This is a genomic window from Acidocella sp. (assembly GCF_035535915.1).
GTDB lineage: Bacteria > Pseudomonadota > Alphaproteobacteria > Acetobacterales > Acetobacteraceae > Acidocella.
In genome coordinates this window covers 1-15,272 of sequence record NZ_DATLPB010000033.1, presented here as the reverse complement: position 1 = coordinate 15,272, position 15,272 = coordinate 1, and the positions used below count along the sequence as shown (strand labels likewise).

The 15,272-nt window shown below is 63.8% G+C and carries 14 protein-coding genes; 5 read left to right on the top strand and 9 right to left on the bottom strand.

What is annotated here, in order from left to right:
* Positions 1 to 119 precede the first annotated feature (119 nt).
* Positions 120 to 2,993, top strand: coding sequence for an excinuclease ABC subunit UvrA (uvrA, locus tag VNC39_RS04615; protein ID WP_325396652.1), 2,874 nt, complete (start codon positions 120 to 122; stop codon positions 2,991 to 2,993).
* Between the two features lie 173 nt (positions 2,994 to 3,166).
* Here the strand turns inward: uvrA and VNC39_RS04610 are convergent, their stop codons facing one another.
* The 8 genes from VNC39_RS04610 to VNC39_RS04575 all read right to left on the bottom strand — a co-directional run bounded on the left by VNC39_RS04610 (position 3,167) and on the right by VNC39_RS04575 (position 10,778).
* Positions 3,167 to 3,655: a type II toxin-antitoxin system RatA family toxin gene (locus VNC39_RS04610; protein ID WP_325396650.1), complete on the bottom strand. Its 489-nt coding sequence runs from the start codon at positions 3,653 to 3,655 to the stop codon at positions 3,167 to 3,169.
* On the bottom strand, positions 3,652 to 4,614 hold the full coding sequence (lipA, locus tag VNC39_RS04605) for a lipoyl synthase (protein WP_325396648.1): 963 nt from the start codon (positions 4,612 to 4,614) through the stop codon (positions 3,652 to 3,654). Before lipA ends, VNC39_RS04610 begins: the two co-directional genes overlap by 4 nt.
* A gap of 71 nt (positions 4,615 to 4,685) precedes the next feature.
* Entirely contained in the window at positions 4,686 to 6,086 is a 1,401-nt protein-coding gene (gene lpdA, locus VNC39_RS04600; protein ID WP_325396646.1) for a dihydrolipoyl dehydrogenase, read from the bottom strand.
* A 24-nt stretch (positions 6,087 to 6,110) separates the two neighbouring features.
* A complete protein-coding gene (locus tag VNC39_RS04595; protein ID WP_325396644.1) occupies positions 6,111 to 6,581 on the bottom strand; it encodes a GNAT family N-acetyltransferase in 471 nt (156 codons plus the stop codon).
* Positions 6,578 to 7,849 carry a pyruvate dehydrogenase complex dihydrolipoamide acetyltransferase gene (locus VNC39_RS04590; RefSeq protein WP_325396642.1) on the bottom strand — a complete coding sequence of 424 codons (1,272 nt, stop codon included), beginning with the start codon at positions 7,847 to 7,849 and terminating at the stop codon, positions 6,578 to 6,580. Before VNC39_RS04590 ends, VNC39_RS04595 begins: the two co-directional genes overlap by 4 nt.
* 12 nt (positions 7,850 to 7,861) lie before the next feature.
* Positions 7,862 to 9,205 (bottom strand): pyruvate dehydrogenase complex E1 component subunit beta, encoded by a 1,344-nt coding sequence (locus VNC39_RS04585; protein WP_325396640.1) that lies wholly within the window; start codon positions 9,203 to 9,205, stop codon positions 7,862 to 7,864.
* Between the two features lies 1 nt (position 9,206).
* Complete coding sequence (pdhA, locus tag VNC39_RS04580) at positions 9,207 to 10,169, bottom strand: pyruvate dehydrogenase (acetyl-transferring) E1 component subunit alpha (RefSeq protein WP_325396683.1); 963 nt, start codon at positions 10,167 to 10,169, stop codon at positions 9,207 to 9,209.
* Positions 10,170 to 10,454: 285 nt separating this feature from the next.
* Positions 10,455 to 10,778 carry an FtsB family cell division protein gene (locus VNC39_RS04575; protein ID WP_325396638.1) on the bottom strand — a complete coding sequence of 108 codons (324 nt, stop codon included), beginning with the start codon at positions 10,776 to 10,778 and terminating at the stop codon, positions 10,455 to 10,457.
* 197 nt (positions 10,779 to 10,975) lie between these two features.
* Here VNC39_RS04575 and VNC39_RS04570 point away from each other — a divergent pair, with 197 nt between their 5' ends.
* Positions 10,976 to 11,383, top strand: a complete 408-nt coding sequence (locus tag VNC39_RS04570) for a hypothetical protein (protein WP_325396636.1) — start codon at positions 10,976 to 10,978, stop codon at positions 11,381 to 11,383.
* Positions 11,384 to 11,482: 99 nt separating this feature from the next.
* On the opposite strand, the gene hemF is transcribed toward VNC39_RS04570, so the two are convergent.
* Positions 11,483 to 12,346 (bottom strand): oxygen-dependent coproporphyrinogen oxidase, encoded by an 864-nt coding sequence (gene hemF, locus VNC39_RS04565; protein WP_325396634.1) that lies wholly within the window; start codon positions 12,344 to 12,346, stop codon positions 11,483 to 11,485.
* A 100-nt stretch (positions 12,347 to 12,446) separates the two neighbouring features.
* Between hemF and petA the strand changes: the two genes are divergently transcribed.
* The 3 genes from petA (at position 12,447) to VNC39_RS04550 (ending at position 15,032) form a co-directional block, all read left to right on the top strand.
* Positions 12,447 to 13,016 (top strand): ubiquinol-cytochrome c reductase iron-sulfur subunit, encoded by a 570-nt coding sequence (gene petA, locus VNC39_RS04560; protein WP_325396632.1) that lies wholly within the window; start codon positions 12,447 to 12,449, stop codon positions 13,014 to 13,016.
* A 178-nt stretch (positions 13,017 to 13,194) separates the two neighbouring features.
* Positions 13,195 to 14,316, top strand: a complete 1,122-nt coding sequence (locus VNC39_RS04555) for a cytochrome b N-terminal domain-containing protein (RefSeq protein ID WP_325396630.1) — start codon at positions 13,195 to 13,197, stop codon at positions 14,314 to 14,316.
* Positions 14,316 to 15,032, top strand: a complete 717-nt coding sequence (locus VNC39_RS04550) for a cytochrome c1 (RefSeq protein ID WP_325396628.1) — start codon at positions 14,316 to 14,318, stop codon at positions 15,030 to 15,032. Before VNC39_RS04555 ends, VNC39_RS04550 begins: the two co-directional genes overlap by 1 nt.
* Positions 15,033 to 15,272: the final 240 nt, after the last annotated feature.

Below are 15,272 nucleotides of genomic sequence, written 5' to 3'. Positions count from 1 at the left end.
TTGCGCCGCTTTTTTCTAAAAAGCGGCCACTTTCTTATCTCTGACCTGCGCCGGGACATTTGCATTCCGCCGGCTCTTTCCATATCGTACAGAACATTACACGAACATCTGGAATAGATATGGCGAAGACAACAGGCGCCGGGTTCATCACGGTGCGGGGTGCCCGCGAGCACAACCTGAAGAACATCGACATCGAGATCCCGCGCGAGGAGCTGACCGTGATCACCGGCCTGTCGGGCTCGGGCAAATCCTCGCTGGCCTTCGACACGATCTATGCCGAAGGCCAGCGCCGCTATGTCGAGAGCCTGTCCTCCTATGCCCGCCAGTTCCTGGAGCTGATGGGCAAGCCGGATGTGGACAGCATCGAGGGACTCTCCCCGGCGATTTCCATCGAGCAGAAGACCACCTCGCACAACCCGCGCTCCACCGTCGGCACCGTCACGGAAATCCACGATTACATGCGCCTGCTCTGGGCCCGGGCCGGCGTGCCCTATTCGCCCGCCACCGGCCTGCCGATCGAGGCGCAGAGCGTGGCGCAGATGGTCGACCGGGTGATGGACATGAAGGAAGGCACGCGGCTGCTGCTGCTGGCCCCGGTGATCCGCGACCGCAAGGGCGAATATAAAAAGGAGCTGGCCGAGCTGCAGCGCCGCGGCTTCACCCGCGCCAAGGTGGACGGCAAGCTCTACGAGATCGACCAGGTGCCGGCGCTGAACAAGAAGCTCAAGCACGATATCGAGGCGGTGGTGGACCGCGTGGTGGTCAAGCCCGGCGTCGAAAAGCGCCTGGCCGATTCCTTTGAAACCGCCTTGGGACTATCCGACGGCATCGTCTATGCCGAGAATGCCGACGACGAGACGCGCACGGTCTTCTCCTCGCGTTTCGCCTGCCCGGTCAGCGGCTTCACCATCGAAGAGATCGAGCCGCGTCTGTTCAGCTTCAACTCCCCCCACGGCGCCTGCCCGGCCTGCGACGGGCTGGGGCATGAGACGTTCTTCGACCCGCATCTGGTGGTACCGGACGAGCAGCGGGCGCTGAACGAGGGCGCGGTGATGCCCTGGGTGAACGCGCAATCGCCCTATTACGACCAGACGCTGGCGAGCCTTGCCAAGCATTTCGGCATCAAGCTGAGCACGCCCTGGGAGAAGCTGCCGGAAGACGTGCGCAACGGCATCCTGTTCGGCACCGGACGCACCGAAATCGACTTCACCTACAAGGATTCGGCGCGCGCCTATACGGTCACGAAGGCGTTCGAAGGCGTCATCAAAAACCTCGAACGCCGCCTGCGCGAGACCGATTCCGTATGGGTGCGCGAGGAACTGACGCGCTACCAGGCGGACCGCCCCTGCGCCGTGTGCCACGGCGCGCGGCTGCGGCCGGAGGCGCTCGCGGTGAAGGTGGCGACCAAAAATCTCGCCGAGGTGGCGGAGATGTCGATCGCCGATGCCTGCGCCTGGTTCGCCGGCGTGGCCGACACGCTGACCCCGCAACGGCTGGAAATCGCCCGGCGGATTCTGCGCGAGATCAGTGAGCGGCTGCAATTCCTCCTCGATGTCGGGCTCGATTACCTCACTCTGGCGCGCGGCTCGGCCACACTCTCCGGCGGTGAGAGCCAGCGCATCCGGCTCGCCAGCCAGATCGGCTCGGGCCTGACCGGCGTGCTCTACGTGCTGGACGAGCCGAGCATCGGCCTGCACCAGCGCGACAATGAGCGCCTGCTCGGCACGCTGCGGCGGCTGAAGCGCCTGGGCAACACCGTGCTGGTGGTGGAGCATGACGAAGACGCGATCCGCGCCGCCGATCATCTGATCGACATGGGCCCGGCGGCCGGCATGAATGGCGGCTATGTGGTGGCGCAAGGCACGCCGGCGGAAGTCGCGGCCAACCCCAAATCCATCACCGGCGACTATCTCTCCGGCCGGCGCATGATCCCGCTGCCGCACCCGCGCCGCCCGGCCCAGGCCGGGCGCGTGCTGAAACTCATCGGCGCGCGCGGGAATAATCTGAAAAACGTTACGGCCTCCTTCCCGCTCGGCGTGTTCACCTGCATCACCGGCGTCTCCGGCGGCGGCAAATCCACGCTGGTGGTCGACACGCTCTACAAGGCGGTCTCACGCCGGCTGATGGGCTCAGGCGAAGTCCCGGCCCCGTTCGACCGGCTGGAAGGGCTGGAGCAGCTCGACAAGATCATCGACATCGACCAGTCGCCGATCGGCCGCACGCCGCGCTCCAACCCCGCCACCTATACCGACCTGTTCGCGCCGATCCGCGACTGGTTCGCGGAAATGCCGGAAGCGCGCACCCGCGGCTACAAGCCGGGCCGCTTCTCCTTCAACGTGAAAGGCGGGCGCTGCGAGGCCTGCCAGGGCGACGGCGTGCTGAAAATCGAGATGCACTTCCTCCCGGACGTGTTCGTCACCTGCGACACGTGCAAAGGCAAGCGCTACAACCGCGAAACGCTGGAAGTGAAGTTCCGCGACAAATCCATCGCCGACGTTCTGGACATGACGGTGGACGAGGCGATGGGCTTCTTCAAGGCGGTGCCGAAAATCCACGACCGGCTCTCGCTCCTCTCCCGCGTCGGGCTCGGCTACATCAAGCTCGGCCAGCAGGCCACGACACTCTCAGGCGGCGAGGCGCAGCGCATCAAGCTCGCCAAGGAACTGGCGAAGCGGCCGACCGGGCGCACGCTCTATATTCTCGACGAACCCACCACCGGCCTGCATTTCGAGGATATCCGCAAGCTGCTGGAAGTGCTGCACGCGCTGGTCGATGCCGGCAACACGATCATCGTCATCGAGCACAATCTGGAGGTCATCAAGACCGCCGACCATGTGATCGATCTCGGCCCCGAAGGCGGCGCCGGCGGCGGCCAGATCATCGCCCTCGGCACGCCGGAAGACATCGTCGCCACGCCGGGGAGCTATACCGGACGCTTCCTCGCGCCGCTGCTGGTTACAAAGGCAAAGACAAAAAAGAAAGCGACAGGATAAGCAGGAAGAAAGCAGGCGCTTTTTGAAAAAAGCGCCGCAAAAACTTTTTTTATGCTGGGTCATGGGCAACGTCAGCGCCAACGCCCATGCCCAGCATAAAATCAAAGTTTTTTTGCTACTTTTTGTTCACAAAAAGTAGCGCTTCCTTCCTTTGCTTGTGCTTGCCTGCTTAGCTAAACCGTCGCCTTGCTTTCCACCTGCACGGTCTCAACCGCCGGGGGGCCGTAGATGGTCCTCGCACGCTTGAGGAAGGCATTCACCATCACCCGCACCGCCTCGGCAAACACCGTGCCGATCGCCTTTTGCAGCACGAAATTGCGGAACTCGAAATCGACGAAGAAATCCACCAGGCAGCCTTCGGCGTGCGGGGTGAAGGTCCAGCGGTTGTGCAGATATTTGAACGGGCCGTTCTCATATTCCACCTTGATCGCGCAGGCTCCCGTCGCATCGGGCGGGATCAGCTTCACCCGGGAGGTGAAGCTTTCCCGAAACGGGCCGAAACCGATCGTGAGGTCGGCCACCACATCGTTCCCGACATGGCTGCGGATGCGCGACGCGACGCACCAGGGCAGAAAGCTTGGATATTTCGCGACATCGGCTACCAGCGCGAAAAGCTGCGCCGGCGAATACCGGACGACCCGTTTCTCCGCATAGGTCGTCACGCCGGCTGCACCTCTGCCAGCCTCTTTTCGCGCGTCGCCCGCAGCGCCGCGAAATCCGCGTCCGCGTGGTAGGAGCTACGGGTCAGCGGCGTGGCGGAAACCTGCAGGAATCCCTTGGCCCGCGCAATTGCCGCATATTCCTCGAATTCTTCCGGCGTCACGTAGCGGTCCACCGCCGCGTGCTTGATCGTCGGCTGCAGATACTGGCCGATGGTGAGGAAATCGACGTCGGCGACGCGCAAATCGTCCATCACCTGGCCAATCTCCGGCTTGCCCTCGCCCAACCCGACCATGAGCCCGGATTTGGTGAAGATCGACGGGTCGATCTGCTTCACCCGGTCCAGCAGCCGCAGCGATTGATAGTAACGCGCACCGGGGCGGATGGTCGGGTACAGCCGGGGCACCGTCTCAAGATTATGGTTGAACACGTCCGGGCGGGCTGCCGCCACCACTTCGATCGCGCCCGGCTTGCGCAGGAAATCCGGGGTGAGAATCTCGATGGTGGTGTCGGGCGCGGCGGCGCGAATGGCGGAAATCACGGCGGCGAAATGCGCCGCCCCGCCATCCGCCGCATCGTCGCGGTCGACCGAGGTGATCACCACATGGCGCAGGCCCAGCGTGGCCACGGCTTCCGCCACGCGCTGCGGCTCGGTGGCATCCAGCGGCGCCGGCACGCCGGTGCTCACGTTACAGAATGCGCAGGCACGGGTGCAGATCTCGCCCATGATCATCATTGTGGCGTGGCGCTGCGACCAGCATTCCCCGATGTTCGGGCACGCCGCCTCCTCGCACACGGTCACCAGCTTCTTGTCGCGCATCAAGGCGCGGGTCTCGTGGTAGATCGGGTGCGTGGGCGCCTTCACACGAATCCAGGCCGGCTTGCGGCTGATCGGGTTGTCAGGCCGCCCTTGCTTTTCGGGATGGCGAACCCGGTGGTCGATCTCGATGCGTGTTGTCATGCGTTACCTGTAACCGCGCCTTCAAGTCCGGTATACAGGCCTGCCGTCATGCCCGGCAGGCCCGGGTGCGGCTAGAAATGGATAACCTGCCCATAGGCGTCAAGCACGGATTCATGCATGGCTTCGCTGACCGTGGGGTGGGGGAACACGGTGTGCATCAATTCCGCCTCGGTGGTCTCCAGCGTGCGCGCCACCACAAAGCCCTGGATCATCTCGGTCACTTCCGCGCCGATCATGTGCGCGCCCAGCAATTCGCCGGTCTTGGCGTCGAAGATGGTCTTGATCAGGCCTTCCGGCTCGCCCAGGGCAATCGCCTTGCCGTTGCCGATGAAGGGGAAGCGGCCGACCCGGATCTCGCGCCCGGATTCCTTGGCCTTGGCTTCGGTCATGCCCACCGACGCCACTTGCGGCCGCGCATAGGTGCAACCCGGAATGTTGCCGGTGTCGAGCGGATGCGGGTGCAGCCCGGCGATCTTCTCGACACAGATCACACCTTCATGGCTGGCCTTGTGCGCCAGCCAGGGCGGGCCGGCGACGTCGCCGATCGCATACACGCCCGGCTCGCCGGTCTGGCCGAAACCGTCCACGACGATATGCGTGCGGTCGACCTTCACCTTGGTGCCTTCAAGGCCGATATTTTCCACGTTGCCGACAATGCCGACCGCGGAAATCACCCGGTCCACGGTGATTTTCTGCTCCTTGCCGCCGGCTTCCACCGTGACTGTGACGTTGTCGGCGCCCTTCTGCACGCCTTTCACCGTGGCGGCGGTGAAGATCTTCATGCCCTGCTTCTCGAACGCCTTGCGCGCGAGGCCGGAAATTTCCGCGTCCTCCACCGGCAGGATGCGGTCCAGCATCTCCACGATGGTCACGTCCACGCCGAGATTGCGGTAGAAACTGGCAAACTCCACGCCGATCGCGCCGGAGCCGATCACCAGCATGGATTTCGGCATCTTCTCCGGCACCATCGCCTCGAAATAGCTCCAGATCAGCTTGCCATCGACCTCGATGCCGGGGATCTGGCGCGGCCGCGCGCCGGTGGCGAGAATGATGTTCTTGGCCGCCAGCGTGGCCACCGGCTTGCCGTCCTTGGTCACCTCAAGCTTGCCCTGGCCGGCCAGCTTGCCGTAGCCGTCGAACACCGTGACCTTGTTCTTCTTCAGCAGATGCGCAACGCCGGACGCGAGCTGCTTGGAGACCGCGCGCGAGCGTTTCACGATCTTGTCCAGGTCGAATTTCACGTTATCGGCGGAAAAGCCGAATTCGCCCATGTTGTGCAGCAGATGATTGATCTCGGAGGAGCGCAGCAGCGCCTTGGTCGGAATGCAGCCCCAATTGAGGCAGATGCCGCCGAGATGCTTGGCCTCGACCACGGCGACCTTCATCTTCAACTGCGCCGCACGGATCGCCGCGACATAGCCGCCGGGGCCGCCGCCGACCACGATCAGGTCAAATTTCTGCTCCTCAGCCATCTCTCTGCTCCTCAGGATTTTGTGTCAGTGGCAGCAGGCCGCCAGGGCCGCGCCGGTCAAACGATATTTGTGCCATTCGGATTGCGGGGCGGCCCCCAGGCTTTGATAGAAGCCTATCGCCGGCTCGTTCCACTCCAGCACCGACCATTCCATGCGGCCATAACCGCGCGAGACGGCAAGGTTTGCCAGGTAGGAAAAGATCATCCGGCCGATGCCGCGCCTTCTGTGTCGCGGCAGGACGAACACATCCTCAACATACAGCCCCGGCCGTCCGGTCCAGGTGCTGAATGTCTGGTACCAGATGGCGAAAGCGGCAGGGACGCCGTCGCACTCCACGATCAGCGCCTCCGCCTCGGGCGTTGCGCCGAACAGCGCGTCATGCAGCCGTTCGGCGGTGGTTTCCACGGCATCCGGTTCCCGCTCGAAAGCCGCCAGGAGACGGATGAGACCGAGAATGGTCGGCACATCGTCCGGCCTGGCAGCCCGGAGCTTCACAGCATCAGGCTCAGCGGCTCTTCGATGATGGATTTCAGCGTGGCGAGGAATTCCGCGCCCAGCGCGCCATCGACGACACGGTGGTCGCAGGAGAGGGTCACGGTCATCACGGTCGCGACGACGATATTGTCCCCCTTCACCACCGCCCGCTTCTCGCCCGCGCCGACGGCCAGGATGGCCGATTGCGGCGGGTTGATGATGGCCGAGAACTCGGAAACGCCGAACATGCCGAGATTGGAGATCGAGAAGCCGCCGCCCTGGAACTCCTCGGGCTTGAGCTTGCCGGCCTTGGCGCGGCTCCCAAGGTCTTTCATGCTGTTGCTGATCGCCGCCAGCCCTTGCGCGTCTGCCTTGCGGATGATCGGCGTGATCAGCCCGTCCGGAATGGCGACGGCGATGGAAATATCGACGTCGTCATACTGGATGATCGCTTCCTCGGTGTAGGTGGAATTGACCATCGGGTGGCGGCGCAGCGCCACGGCGCAGGCCTTGATCACCATGTCGTTGACCGAGAGCTTGAAGGCGCCGGCACCTTCCTTCGGCGATTTTGCGTTCAGCTCGGCGCGCAGCTTCAGCAGCGCGTCGATCTCGATGTTCGTGCTCACATAGAAATGCGGCACGGTCTGCTTGGATTCGAGCAGGCGCTTGGCGATGACCTTGCGCATGGTCGAGTTCGGGATCTTCTTGTGCGGGGCGGTGATGACCGGCGCGGGCGCGGCAGGCTTGGGCGCGGCGGCCTGGGCTGCGGGCGCGGCAGCTGCGGCCGGCGCGGCGCCGGCCTTGTCCAGATCCGCTTTCACGATCCGCCCGTTCGGGCCGGAGCCCTTGATGGTGGCAAGGTCGATGCCGGCCTGCTTGGCCATGCGCTTGGCCAGAGGCGAGACGAAAATGCGCTCGCCCTGGGCCGGCGCGCTCACCGGCTGCGCCGCCAAGGCGGGTTTCGCAGGCTCTGCGGCTTTCGCCGGTTCCGCTTCCTTGGCGGCGGCCGGCTTGGGCGCTTCCTTCGGCGCGTCGACGGCCTCGCCCTTGGTCGCGGTGAGAATGCCGATCACCGCGTTCACGGGCACGCCTTCGGTATCGTCGGCCACGACGATCTTGGCCAGGAACCCTTCATCGACGGCTTCGACTTCCATCGTCGCCTTGTCGGTTTCGATTTCGGCCAGCACGTCGCCGGATTTGATCTCGTCACCCTCTTTTTTCAGCCACCGGGCGAGCTTGCCCTCGGTCATGGTCGGTGACAGGGCCGGCATCAGGATGTTGGTGGACATGCGAAGCTTCCCTCAAAAGAGTTTCTTGACCGCGTCCACAACCCAGTTGGGCTGCGGCAGCGCCATTTTTTCCAGATTGGCCGCGTAAGGCATCGGCACATCGAGCCCGGCGACGCGGACCGGCGGGGCGTCGAGCCAGTCGAAGCAATGCTCGACCACGGTCATGGCGATTTCCGAACCGATGCCGGCGAACGGCCAGCCTTCCTCGACGCTGACGACGCGGCTGGTCTTCTTCACGCTGGCCACGATGGTCTCGACGTCGAGCGGGCGGATGGTGCGCAGATTGATCACCTCGGCCGAGATGCCCTGCTCGGCCAGCGCGTCCGCGGCCTTCAGCGCCACATCGACCATGATCGAGAAGGCGATGATCGTCACATCGGTGCCGGCGCGTTCGATCTTCGCCTTGCCGATCGGCAGGATGAAATCGTCGGAGGTCGGGCATTCGAAGCTATGGCCGTAGAGAATCTCGTTCTCCAGGAACACCACCGGGTTGGGGTCGCGGATGGCGGCGCGCAGCAGGCCCTTGGCATCGGCGGCCGACCAGGGGGCGACCACTTTCAGGCCCGGGCAGTGCGCGTACCAGGAGGCGTAGCACTGGCTGTGCTGCGCGCCCACGCGGGCAGCAGCGCCGTTCGGGCCGCGGAACACGATCGGGCAGCCCATCTGGCCGCCGGACATATACAGCGTCTTGGCGGCGGAATTGATGATCTGGTCGATCGCCTGCATGGCGAAGTTGAAGGTCATGAACTCGACGATCGGCTTCAGCCCGTTCATCGCCGCGCCCACGGCCATGCCGGCAAAGCCATGCTCGGTGATCGGCGTGTCGATGACGCGGCGCGGACCGAATTCATCGAGCAGGCCCTGGCTGATCTTATAGGCGCCCTGATACTGCGCGACTTCCTCGCCCATCAGGAACACATCCTTATCGGCACGCATTTCCAGCGCCATCGCCTCACGCAGCGCTTCACGCACCGTGGTCGGCTTGGTCTCGCCCCACTCGGGTTCCTTGATGTCCTGCGGCGTGGTCGGGGCATGCTTCGGCTGGGCGGGGGCCTGCGGCGCCGGGGCCGGCTTGGCTTCCGCTTTCGGCGCGGGCGCAGCCGTGGCGCTCTCGCCCTCGGCGCCCAGCAGCGCAATAGCCGTGTTCACCGGCACGCCCTCGGTGCCTTCGTCGACGAGGATTTTCAGCAGCTTGCCCTCATCGACGGCTTCCACTTCCATGGTCGCCTTGTCGGTCTCGATCTCCGCGATCACGTCGCCGGATTTCACTTCGTCGCCCGGGCGCTTCAACCATTTCGCCAGCTTGCCCTCGGTCATCGTCGGTGAGAGGGCGGGCATGAGTACTTCCGTCGCCATGTTAGTGCGTCTCCACGAGAATATCGGTCCAAAGTTCGGCCTCATCGGGCTCCGGCGAGGTCTGCGCGAAATCCGCGGCTTCCTGCACGCGTGCCTTGGCGGCGTCGTCGAGCGTCTTCAGCTCCGCCTCCGGCACGCCCAGCTCCTCGAGCTTCTTCTTGGCGGAATCCAGGCAATCATGCTCGGTGCGCATCCGCTGCACTTCCTCGCGGGTGCGGTACTTCGCCGGGTCGGACATTGAATGGCCGCGATAGCGGTAGGTCTTCATCTCCAGCAGGAACGGCCCCTTGCCGGCGCGGCAATGCGCCACCGCCTGCAGCCCGGCGGCCTTCACCGCCTCGACATCCATGCCGTCGACAGACAGGCCGGGAATGCCCCAGGGCGCGCCGTTGGCCGACAAATCGTGCGAGCCGGACGCGCGCTCGATGCTGGTGCCCATGCCGTAGCGGTTGTTCTCGATGATGAAGATCACCGGCAGCTTCAGCAGCGCCGCCAGGTTGAAGCTCTCATAGACCTGTCCCTGGTTAGAGGCGCCATCACCGAAATAGGTCAGGCTGACACGGTCGTTCTCACGGTACCAGTTCGAGAAAGCGAGCCCGGTGCCGAGGCTGACCTGCGCGCCGACAATGCCATGCCCGCCGAAGAATCCCTTCTCCTTGCTGAACATGTGCATCGAGCCGCCCTTGCCCTTTGAGTAGCCGCCCGAACGCCCGGTCAGTTCGGCCATGACGCCTTTCGGGTCCATCTCGCAGGCCAGCATATGGCCATGGTCACGGTAGGAGGTGATCACCTCATCGCCTTTATCGATCGCCTGCTGCATGCCGACCACCACGGCCTCCTGGCCGATATAAAGATGGCAGAAACCGGCGATCAGGCCCATGCCGTAAAGCTGTCCGGCCTTCTCCTCGAAGCGACGGATCAGCAGCATCTTGCCATAGGCATCGAGCAACTCGTCGCGAGTCATCGAATTGTCGGTCTTCCGGACTTTCTTCGTTTTCTCTGGGGTCGCGGCCATACAAAGGGCTCCATCAAAAATTCGACGCGTTGCCGGCAGGTATGCCCATCACCGCACCGCGCGCAAGAGGCGCGCTTGCAAAGTTGGTCATTCCGCACTGCAACAAAACAGATTAACCAAAAATCGGTTAATCTGTTTTTGCCGCCTGGGAGCGTCCGGCCGCAAAAAAACCGAATGTTGTGGAAGCGCATCGGCACGACATATTATGTCGTCTTCCCCACAAGAAACGCGTGTTTATTCTGGGCTTTTTGCCGGCGCCAAATTGACCACCAGATCATTGGGATTGGCCAAGTTCAGCACCTTACGCGCCTGCTCATCGAGCATGTCCTGCTCGATCGATTGCCCGGACAGATCGGCGATGCGCGTCTGCCATTGCGTGCGCAGCAATTCCGCCTTGGCGTAATCCTGCTGGGCCTGATGCAACTGCGCCTGCTGGACCTGCTGCGCCTGGAGCCCGCTTTTACCGTGGATCGCGTTCCAGCCGAAATACCAGGTGATGGCCAGAAAAACAGCCGGCGGCAGCAAGGCGCGGAGGCGATATTTCAGGGCACGGAGCACGATGGGTTCCTCGAGCGAAAGGATAAGCCGGACACGCCCCGAGTCTGTCTTAGCGGCCGCCGTTTCGCAAGTACTTTCGCTTTATATCCCAATGATTTTAATACAATTTCCTCCGCCGCCACGATTTTACCTTGGTTCTACCGCCAACTCGACATAGTGGATCACCATATGTGAGCCATGCTGAAGGAGAGTATTCGATGAAGTTGAAACTGCTGGCCGTGGGCGCGGCGATGATCGCCGCTACGGCTCTGGCGGCCCCGAGCGCGATGGCCCAGGACTACCACCACGGCGGTTATGACCATGGCGGCTATGACCATGGCGGCTATGACCATGGCGATGATGACCATGGCGGCTGGCACGGCCCCTGGCGCGGCGGCTGGCAAGGCCATGGCTATTGGAACCCCCACCATATTTGGGTCTGGTATCCCGGCTACGGCCCAGCCTATGGCTACTACCCGCCGCCGGCCTATTACCCGCCGCCGCCGCCCGTCTATTATGCGCCCCCGCCGCCCCCGCCGCCGCCCGTCTATTACGCGCCGCCGCCGGTCTACGTGGCGCCTCCGTCAGTGGTCATCACCCCGCACGGTGTTGGCATCACGCCGTAAGGTGAGGTTTTTGTCAGTTTGGGCCCGTGCTGGGTTCACCGCCACGGGCCCAATTTCAAAAATATTTTTGCGCCGCTTTTTTTAAAAAGCGGCTTCTTTCTACGGCCACTTCACTTCCGGCGGCATCGACATGAGGATCGCCTCGGTATTGCCGCCGGTTTTCAGGCCGAACGTCGTGCCGCGGTCGTAGAGCAGGTTGAATTCCACATAGCGCCCACGCCGGATGAGCTGCGCCTCGCGCTCTTCCGGCGTGAAGCTGTCGCGGAAGCGGCGCTCGACGATCTGCGGATAAGCCGCCAGGAACGCCTCCCCCACATCGCGGGTAAAGGCGAAATCATCCTCCGCGCTGCCTGAATCGAGATAGTCATAGAATATCCCGCCGGCGCCGCGCGCCTCGCCGCGATGCGGCAGGTAGAAATACTCGTCGCACCATTTTTTGTATTTCTCGTAGTAAGCCGGATCATGCTTGTCGCAGGCGGCCCGGTAGGCAGCGTGGAAGAACGCCGCGTCCTCGGCCGCTTCCGCGGTGCCCGGCTGCAACGGCGTCAGATCACCGCCGCCGCCGAACCAGCCTTTGCTGGTGACGATCATGCGCGTGTTCATATGCACCGCCGGGACTTTCGGCGAGCGCATATGCGCGACCAGGCTGATGCCCGCCGCCCAGAAGCGACCATCCTCGGTCGCGCCATGCATGTTCTTGGCGAACTCCGGCGTGAACTGCCCGTCGACGACAGAGATATTAACGCCGACCTTCTCGAAAATCTGTCCGCGCATCACGCTCATCACGCCGCCACCGCCGCCCGGGCGGTCCCATGCGGTGCGGACGAAGCGGCCGGGCGTGCCCCCCGCTCTGTCCTCAAGCGCCTCGAACGCGGCGCAAATGCGGTCACGCAGGGCGGAAAACCATGCAGCGGCCTGGGGTTTCAGCGCCTCATGCGCCGGGCGGGCGGGGGAATCGGTCATGCCGGGTGTCTTACGCCGTTGCATCCCCGCCATCCACTCTTGAAATTCCGCCGCGTTCCGGTCATGCCTTGAGGCAACGACCATTTACGCAGGAGACGAAATGGCAGGGACGTCCGAACCAACCGACGCCGCACACGCATCCGAACATGATGTCGCCTCGCGCCGGGATTTTCTCACCATTCTCACCGTCGCCGCCGGGGCCGTCGGCACCGCCGCCGCCATCTGGCCGTTCATCGACGCCCTGGCCCCGAACGCCGACCGCAGCGCCGTCGCGCGCCCGATCATCAATGTCGCCGACATCGCGGAAAATACCGGCATCACTGTGATCTGGGCCGGCCAGCCGGTCTATATCCGCCGCCTGACCAAGGCGCAGATCGCCGACAGCCAGAATGTCGTGCCGGGCAGCCTGCCCGACCCCGCCAGCTACGACCAGCGCACCAAGCCCGGCTATGGCGACATTGTGGTCGTCATCGGGTTGAACACGGCCACCCCTTGCCTGCTGCTGGGCAACAACCCCGGGGAATCGCGGGGCCCGCTGGATGGCTGGACCAGCCCCTGCGACGGCAGCATCTACGACCCGCTCGGCCGGGCCCGCGGCGGGCCGGCCACCCGTAACCTGACGATCCCGCCTTTCACCTTTCTCGACAACGCGCAAATCCAACTCGGCTGAGGCATATGAGGCTAAGTGAAGAGAAAGGCTTCTTTTTGTGAACAAAAAGAAGCAAAAAAACTTTGTTAATTTGGGCCCGTGCCGTTTCCGCGTCTCAGGCCCAGCGTCAATAAAAGTTTTTGCTCCGCTTTTTTCAAAAAGCGGCTGCTTTCCTCAAACTGCATAAGGGACAGCACCTATGGACGTAGAAGCCCAAAAAGCCTGGTCCGATCGGGGATGGCCGAAACTTTCGGTATGGCGTACCCGCGCCGAAACGCCGTCTCTGGCGCGGGAACAACCCTATCTCGACACTCTTCCCGCGCTGATCGCCGGCACGCTGTTGGTCCTCGCCGCCTCGGGCCTGGTGCTGGCTGTGTACTACGATCCCCGGCATCCTTACGCGTCGATCGGGTTCATCCGGCGCGAGGTTAATTACGGCTGGCTGATCCAGTCCTTCCATCAGAGCGGCACGACCATGCTGTTCGGCGCGGTCTATCTGCTGCTGTTCCGTGGGATCTTGCTGCGCCTCTACAAGGGCAGCGGCGAGTTCGTCTGGCTCGGCAGCGTGGCGCTGGCCGTGGTGCTGCTACTGGCCGGGTGGCTCGGCTACATGCTGAGCGGCGGCGCGGTGGCGAACGCCAGCCTGATGCAGGCCAGCTTGAGCGCCGAGATCTGGCCTGGGTTGCCGGGCCGGCTGGCGGGCTGGTTTTTCGGCGGGCCGCACGGCCCCGGCACGCTGGCACGGCTCGCCGTGCTGCACGCCGTGCTGGGCGTGGCCGTGTTCGCCCTGCTCCTGCTGCTGCGTGCCGCGCGCAAGGCGGCGCAGCCCCAAGCCGCGAACCCGGTCGCGTTCCACCCTTATTACACCGCCCAATATTTTGTCGCCTTCACGATCTTCGCGCTGATTTTTGCCGTTTTCGTCTTTTTCGCCCCGCATTTCGGCGACAACCCGCTCAACGCTGTGGCTCCGAGCCGGTTGATCGCGCCGATCAACCCGACGCCGCCCTGGTTCCTCGCCCCTTTGAGCGCGGTACGCGTGCTCCTGCCCGGCGATTCCGGCGGCGTCATTGCCGTGCTCGCCATGCTGGGCCTGCTCTTCGCCCTCCCCTGGCTCGACCGGTCTCCCGACCCTACGCGCCGCACCGGCTTTTTATACCGGCTCGTCGTGGTGGTGCTGGCGCTGGACGTGCTGGCGCTGGGCCTCGCCGCCGCCTGCCGCCCTTCCCCCCTCGCGGTAATTCTGCAGATCGTCTTCGCGCTCTGGTATTTTTTCCATTTTCTGGTCCTCACCCCGCTGCTCACCGCGATGGAGGAGAAATAATGCGCCGTCTTCTGCTCGCCGCTGTCCTCGCTGCCCCGCTGTTCGGTGGTTTTGCGCCGGCCCAGGCCGAGGACACGCTCAGCCCGCTGCATTTCCAATCGCAAAGCCTGCTGGGCGGCTACGATCTGGCCGCCGTGCAGCGCGGTTTCCTGGTCTATCAGAGCGTCTGCGCAAGCTGCCATGCGGCCAGCGCACTGCATTACCGCGACCTCGAAGCGCTCGGCCTCACCGCCGAACAGGCCGGCGGCATCGCGGCCGGCGTGACGCTGGCGAATGGCGGGCACGCAGGCCTGGAAGACCGGCTCAAGTCCCCGCATCTGCCGGGCTCGGCTTTCAGCGGCGCCATGCCGCCGGACCTCTCCAACATCGCCGCCGAGCGCCCGCATGGTCCGCGCTACATTTACGGCCTGCTCACCGGTTATCTCGCGGCGCCGGCCGGTACCGCGGTGCTGCCGGGGCATTTTTACAATCGCGGATTTCCCGGCGGGCAGATCGCCATGCCGCCGCCGCTGAAAGGAAATGACGTCGCCTATGCCGATGGCGTGACCGCCAGCCTCCCGCAGGAGGCCGAAGATGTTTCCGCCTTCCTCGCCTGGGCAGCGGACCCCAATCTCGACGCCAGGCGCGAGATCGGGGTGCGCGCGGTGCTGTTCCTGATCTTCCTCAGCCTCCTCGCGCTTGCCACCAAGCGGCGCATCTGGCGGGAGACAACATAGAGAGAAAGGAGACTACTTTTTGTGAACAAAAAGTAGCAAAAAACTTTGTTTTGCTGGGCCACGGGCGTTGGCGCTGACACAGCCTCGGGCCCAGCATAAACAAAAGTTTTGGGGCTGTCCCAGATCCTGAGCGGATCTAGGATGGTTTTATGGACCTAAGGTACTGTCGTTTAACGGAAAAACAGCAAGATCGTCTGGCTGAGTTTTTTGTGGCTGGCGTGACGGCACGTACGGCGGCGG